This is a genomic window from Rhizobium sp. 007 (assembly GCF_015353075.1).
Taxonomy (GTDB): domain Bacteria; phylum Pseudomonadota; class Alphaproteobacteria; order Rhizobiales; family Rhizobiaceae; genus Rhizobium.
The window spans coordinates 302,274-308,554 of sequence record NZ_CP064189.1; the positions used below are offsets into that span (position 1 = coordinate 302,274).

Here is a 6,281-nt window from a genome sequence, read left to right on the forward strand (position 1 = left end):
CAGGCGCTCAAATGAAACCGATCCAGTTAGAGCAGCTCGAGAACGAGCCCATGGTGCCACTTGTGCTAAGGCTTGCCGTTCCAACGATTGTGGGACTTTGCGTCAGTGCGGCCTACCAGCTTTTGAATGCTTTCTTCGTTGGACGTCTTGGGGCAGAGGCGGTGGCCTCTCTTGCGATTACATTCCCAATTACCATGGTCCTGACGCTTGTCGGGCAAGCGGTGGGGACTGGGGCAGCATCGACCGTGGCGCGCAGCCTCGGTCGGCATGACCATGCATCCGCAGCAGCATTCGCCTTGACAGCAATTGTCTTGGGCTTGGGCATTGCGATATTAGCTTCTGGTAGTATCGCGACCAGCATCAGCGTCCTCCTGACATGGTTTGGCGCTAGCAACAATACGCTGCCCTATGCGATCGAATACCTAAGGCCGCTCCTGTTTGCCCAGGTGCTGCTCGTATTCAACATGATCTGCGGCTTCATCGTCAGGGCCGAGGGGAACACGTTATTCAGCATGGTCACGCAGATTGTGGCATTTGCTCTCAACGCAGTGCTCGATTCCCTGCTGATCTTCGGATTGGATCTGGGGATCGCAGGAGCTGGTTTCGCAACATTGATTGCGCAAGCGGCTGCGGCCGCCGTGTACGGTTGGCATTTTGCGACCGCGTCCGGTGTGGTGAGGCTAGGCCGTCATCCAGCAACCGGTTTATTGGCGCGTATAGGTGTCATTCTGGCGGTAGGAAGTCCGGCGGCGCTCGCGAGTGTGGCTGGCATTGCTGCCATGTGGCTGCTCAATTCTACTGCCAGCACATTTGGCGACGATACTTTGGCCGGGGTGGGTGTCGCAACGCGGCTGCTTTTCATAGTGGCTCTACCAATCAGTGGCCTGTGCATCGGTGCCCAATCTGCGGTCGGCTACAACATCGGTGCGGGAAGGGGCGACAGAGTGCGGCAGGCATTGACCGCAATATTGTCCCTATCCTTAGCGTTCTCATCGATGTGCGCGCTCATAGGCATCGGCCAATCGCACGCTTTGGCCGCCTGGTTTGTTACGGAGACCTCAGCTATCGCGGTCGCGGAACGCGCAATTGCTGCATTCCTAGCTGCTTCTGTTTGCTTTCCCGCAATGGCAGTCACTATTATGCTGGTACAGGCCAAAGGCGAAGTGACACGGGCATCGCTGCTCGCAATTACGCCCGATGGGCTATTCCTGATACCACTCCTGCTAGTGTTGCCGCGGTGGCTGGGCGTCAAAGGTCTCATCATTAGTCCCGTTCTCAGTGAGGCTGCTGCTGGCCTGACTGCCACGCTCGTCCTTTATCGAGAGTGGCGGCGCTTGAGCAGAGATGAACGTTCGCTTCGCGTTTAACATCGCAATGCTACTTCGGCGAAAGAGTTGAATTACCAAAACAGAAACACAAGCGTCTCAAATGAAATCTGTGAAGATCTGGCAGTTTGATTTGAACGTTCCGCCCCACCCGTGGCCGGACTGCCTTGCCTGGTTGGATCACGAAGAACAGGAAAAATATAATCGTTTGAAGCATCGGCACGACGCGCGAAGGTTTGCAGCGGCGCACGTGGCCCTACGCCGAATCTTGGCCGGTTGCTTGCTTATTGAGCCCTGGGATGTGAAATTTGCGTACAGCCAATGGCGTCGCCCATACGTTCCCGGAGGGCCTATTTTTTCGTTGAGCCGCAGCGGCGACCTAGCACTTGTCGCTGTCTCTCACCAGCCTTTGCTCGGCATCGACGTCGAATGCCTGGACCAAGCGGTTGAATGGAGCTGGCTTGAGACCATTTGGTCGCCGGCAGAATGGCGACGGCTTCGGACGATGACGAATGCTCCTGAACTATTATTGCGCCTTTGGGTTCGTAAAGAAGCCGCAGTAAAAGCTCTGGGACTCGGACTTGCCCACCCCCTGTCGCAGGTCGTGGTTCCACTCTCGCGACAAACTGGCCCCAATGGTGCGCGTCTGTGGCTTCGGAACGAGCAGGGAAGCCACTGCTGGCGCGTATACGATTTACCAACAAAGGTTGGTTTCATCGGATCGATCGTAACGGCGCGGCCTGTCGCTCCTGAGAGTCTGGCAGTGCATGGGTTCCCCGCCGCAGGTGATTGGAGCGGCGCCGTTGCCAAAAGCACAGGTTCGCTTGTTGCGCCGCAGCACTCCGGCTAGACCGCCGCCTAGAGCAATTCGCCTCCATGCTGGATCGTGCCGCTGTGATCGGGATAGGACTTGGCTAATCCATGTTCCAATTGCATGGTGCAGACGCTACCGGCAGGCCACTGTTCTGGAAGAAGCTGACGCGAGGTCAGCTGCGCACCTTTCTTGCTAGCCATCCGCCAAAGATCGTGGCGATGGGAAGGGCGCGCTGCCCCTCTCCCCTGCAAGGAGAAAATCGGTCTCCCCGTCCTTCCTCCGCTAAGGCCTCCGGCCACGCTCCGTGCAGGATCGACGCGGATCCGCATGCGCGGATCATGCGTCGCCCCTTCTGCTTCGCCTGCGGGCGGGTGATCCCCCTCCGATTTGTCCCTGTCGTTTGGCAGTTAAACGTGAGAATGCGCCCGTTAGAGCAGCTCTTGGCAGTTAATTTGAGACGGTCCGCCCATGTTCCGCATTGACCAATTCTGATTTTAAGTGGTTGTAAAAATTCCGATTTACTGGACGTGATCTGCTAGGATGGAAAGCTCCTGTCCTTGTGGCAAAATATCAAATTAGGTGCCAAATCACGAACTGAAATCTCAAATTTACTGCTCGATCCAAATAGTGTGCCGTGCTATCTCGTTGAAATGCTTGCAGGCAGAGTCTCACGATTAACTGCAAAACGACACTGCGCATGGCCCGGCGGATGCGGCAGTGGCACGAACACCTCCTGGCGGCGTTGTTCCCGCTCGCGCGTGTAATCCTTGATGATCGTGTAGCCGCCGGTGAACCCGCACTCGTCACGGAGCCGGTCGAACACCCGCTTGGCCGTATGGCGCTGCTTGCGCGGCACCTTCACATCCTCATCGAGCCACTGATCGATGGTTGACACAAACGCATCCAGCTTCGGCCGCCGCACAGGTGACCGGCGCTGATAGCCGGGCGGAACAGAATAATCTTGGCGACACTGTCGCGCGATATGTTGAAATGCTTTGCAGCCTGACGACGGCTCATTCCTTCCGAAACAGCCAGCCGAACCTTCAGACAAAGTTCCACGGTGTAGATCCCCTGTCCCTCCTGCGTTCAATGCAGCAAGGAAATAGGTGGCCGGATTTTACTCCGCCCGCGGCCGGACTATTCCGCCGCTACCGTGGCAGGTTTTTGCACCGCCGCTCTCAGGTGACCGGTTTAAGGCAGTTGAGAGCCGTCGGGCCAGAACTCGGCGATTTTCCGGAACGCTCATCATCGTCATATGGTTGCCTGGGATCGGTGTGGCATGAACACACGCCGCAGCTATGATATGTTGCCAACCTAGCATGCGCGAGCTTGCCTCTTGACCATCCATATTTTCTTCAGTTCCTGCACGAAGGTTGATGAGCGGCTCGGTGGCATAAAACTGATGTATTTCGATTGGCAGGGACGGAACTCGATACGATTGCACCACTTGTTGGAACTGGTCGATCCTTTTATACATCAAAGCTTCGCTTTGAATATCGCGATACGCGTGCAGCGCTCCAAGTTGCTGTCCCTTCTTGAGCAATTGAGCGATTGAATTTTGTTGTGCAAGGTGGTCCTCGAGTTCGAGGACGTCATGGTCCACGACATCAAGGGATTGCAGCACCGCTTCTCCCACCACTTCTAAGGGTCGTATGCTCGATGGATTTGAGGATAGCGCAACATCAATGAAACCCATGAATGATATAGCCTCGTCGAGATATAGTAGGCGCTGGGCAATTGCGTAAGCCAAAATTCCGCCTGAAGAGTATCCAGCAAGGCGATACGGACCTTGCGGCTGGATTTCTTTGATCGCCAGGATTACCTTGGCGGCTATGTGTTCAAGAGTTAGGGGACGAATTTCATCGAAAGGCGGCCATGGCAGAGCATAGACGGGACAGGATGCGTCCATTTCCCTTGCCAAGCTAAGGGCATAGGAACAATCTCCTGAACCCGAAGGAACAAAGAAGAGCGGCGGCTGCGATCCCGTAGCACGAATGGAAAGCACTCGAGATGTATTGCGGTGCCGCTGTACATCAATCTTCGACGCGAGTTCGTGCAAGACAGGAGCTTGAAAGAGATCAGCGGCGTCAAACCTGAGGTCAAGTGATAGCGCTCGACTGAGAAGCTGTACTGCCAGCAGCGAGTGGCCGCCGAGTTCGAAGAAGTTGTCGTGGCGGCCGATGCGCTCGAGGCCGAGCAGCTCTTGCCAGATCGCCGCCAGCGCCGTCTCGACCGCGCCCTGCGGTGCCTCATAGACGGTGCGCGCATAGGCATCGTCGTCGGGAACAGGCAGCGCCTTGCGGTCGAGCTTGCCGTTCGGCATCAGCGGCAGTGCTTCCAGGCGCACGAAGGCGGCCGGCACCATGTAGTCCGGCAGCAGGCCACCGAGATGGGTCCGCAACGCTGCGGCAAGCTCCACGCCATCGGCCTCGTGCGACCCGTCCGCCGTCTTCGCAACCACATAGGCGACGAGCCGCTTGTCGCCGGCGCGATCGGCGCGCGCCACCACCACCGCCTCGGCGACTAGCTTGTGCTCCAGCAGCCGGGCGGCGATCTCGCCCGGCTCGATGCGGAAGCCGCGGATCTTCACCTGCTCGTCGTTGCGGCCCAGGAACTCCAGATTGCCGTCCGGCAGATAACGCCCAAGGTCACCGGTCCGGTACATCCGCGCCCCGGGCTCATCATTGAACGGATCGGCCAGGAACCGCTCGGCCGTCAGCTCCGGCCGGTTGAGATAGCCGCGCGCCACCCCCGCCCCGCCGATATAGAGCTCGCCCACCGCCCCGAACGGCACAGGCTGACCATGAGCGTCAAGCACATACACCCGCGTGTTCGCGATCGGACGGCCGATCGGGACGTTCGCGGATACAGCTGGCGCTGCCGGAACCTCATAGAACAGACAGCCGACGATCGTTTCGGTGGGGCCGTACTCATTCATCATTCTGGCCGCAGGCTGGACTCTGCGCCACAGCTCGACTGTCGAACCGAACAGCGCTTCACCGCCGATGATAAACAGGCCAACCTCGCTGGCGGTAGAGTCCGCCAGCATCTGTTGGCCAAGCGCGTCCAAATGGCTCGGCGTGATGTCGATGACCCCGCAGTGCGAGCGGATCCTTTCCTTCACCCCCTCGACCTCGTCTCCCTCCCTGACAAGCTGTGCATGGCCACCACACAACAAAGGCACAAAAAGGCTGGTAAGTACGGAATCGAAGGCCAAGGACGAGGAGACTACCGAGGAGGACCTGGGCGCGTAGGCCCCACAGGCCCAGTGCAAATAGTTCACCAATCCCCGATGCTCGACCATGACGCCCTTTGGCGTTCCGGTGGAACCGGAGGTGTAGATGACATAGGCGAGATGGCTGGGGGTCAGACCGAGGGCATGCGGGTCGGGATCCGACGCCGGCAGTTCCGCCCAGGCAGAAGTAGCCGCATCGAGATCGATCGCCTTTAGGTCACCGATCGCGTCTGGGCCGAGGGCTTTGCGGCCGGCCGCATCGCAAAGCAGCAGCCGCGGGGCGGCATCGTCGAGCACCTGCCGCAGACGGCCGGACGGATAGGCTCGGTCGAGCGGCACATAGGCGCCGCCGGCCTTGAGGATCGCCAAGACCCCCACCACCATCGCCGGGCTGCGCTCGACGCAGATCGCCACCGACTGGTCCGGCCTGACCCCAAGCGCGATCAGATGATGGGCCCGGTTGGCCTGGGCGTTCAGTTCGCCATAGCAGATCGACTGCTCTTCGAAGACCAGCGCCACCGCGTCGGGCGCCTTTTGCACCTGCGCCTCGAACAGCTCATGGATGCACAGGTCCGACGGATAGTCCGCTTCCGTCCGGTTCAGCTCCTCAAGCAGGTAGCTGCGCTCGTCAGCCGGCAGGATGTCGAGCTCTCGCACCGGCGTATTCGGCGCCTGCTCCAATGCCTCCGCCAGCTGCTCGAGCGCGCGCTGCATGTAACCGCAGATCCGATCGGGGGAGATCGGCTCGACCGCGTCCGCCGTGAGCCCCAGCTCCTGACCAAAATCGTCCACCGACAGCGTCACGGGATAGTTGGTGCGTTCCTCGCTCCCCAGCCATTCCATGCTCGACAGATCATCATCGGTTGTCGAGCCGGCCGCCGGCGCGTGTTGTGACGGTAGTTCAGCA

Annotated in this window: 4 protein-coding genes and 1 pseudogene; 2 read left to right on the plus strand and 3 right to left on the minus strand. The window is 59.1% G+C overall.

Annotated features, from left to right (window positions below):
• Nucleotides 1–11 precede the first annotated feature (11 nt).
• Together ISN39_RS32925 and ISN39_RS32930 are read left to right on the plus strand one after the other, a co-directional pair.
• The gene (locus tag ISN39_RS32925) at nucleotides 12–1,367 is read left to right on the plus strand and encodes an MATE family efflux transporter (protein WP_194732160.1); all 1,356 of its coding nucleotides are present in this window, start codon (nucleotides 12–14) and stop codon (nucleotides 1,365–1,367) included.
• Nucleotides 1,368–1,428: 61 nt separating this feature from the next.
• On the plus strand, nucleotides 1,429–2,175 hold the full coding sequence (locus ISN39_RS32930; RefSeq protein ID WP_194732161.1) for a 4'-phosphopantetheinyl transferase superfamily protein: 747 nt from the start codon (nucleotides 1,429–1,431) through the stop codon (nucleotides 2,173–2,175).
• A gap of 8 nt (nucleotides 2,176–2,183) precedes the next feature.
• Here the strand turns inward: ISN39_RS32930 and ISN39_RS32935 are convergent, their stop codons facing one another.
• The 3 genes and pseudogenes from ISN39_RS32935 to ISN39_RS32945 form a co-directional block, all read right to left on the minus strand.
• Nucleotides 2,184–2,339 carry a hypothetical protein gene (locus tag ISN39_RS32935; RefSeq protein ID WP_194732162.1) on the minus strand — a complete coding sequence of 52 codons (156 nt, stop codon included), beginning with the start codon at nucleotides 2,337–2,339 and terminating at the stop codon, nucleotides 2,184–2,186.
• A gap of 491 nt (nucleotides 2,340–2,830) precedes the next feature.
• A pseudogene (locus tag ISN39_RS32940) lies at nucleotides 2,831–3,156 on the minus strand (IS21 family transposase); the annotation flags it as partial.
• A 100-nt stretch (nucleotides 3,157–3,256) separates the two neighbouring features.
• Complete coding sequence (locus ISN39_RS32945; RefSeq protein WP_194732163.1) at nucleotides 3,257–6,217, minus strand: amino acid adenylation domain-containing protein; 2,961 nt, start codon at nucleotides 6,215–6,217, stop codon at nucleotides 3,257–3,259.
• Nucleotides 6,218–6,281: the final 64 nt, after the last annotated feature.

Coding starts and splice junctions, on each gene's coding strand:
- ISN39_RS32925 (WP_194732160.1), top strand. CDS start 12: ATGAAACCGATCCAGTTAGAGCAGCTCGAGAACGAGCCCATGGTGCCA.
- ISN39_RS32930 (WP_194732161.1), top strand. CDS start 1,429: ATGAAATCTGTGAAGATCTGGCAGTTTGATTTGAACGTTCCGCCCCAC.
- ISN39_RS32935 (WP_194732162.1), bottom strand. CDS start 2,339: ATGGCTAGCAAGAAAGGTGCGCAGCTGACCTCGCGTCAGCTTCTTCCA.
- ISN39_RS32945 (WP_194732163.1), bottom strand. CDS start 6,217: ATGGAATGGCTGGGGAGCGAGGAACGCACCAACTATCCCGTGACGCTG.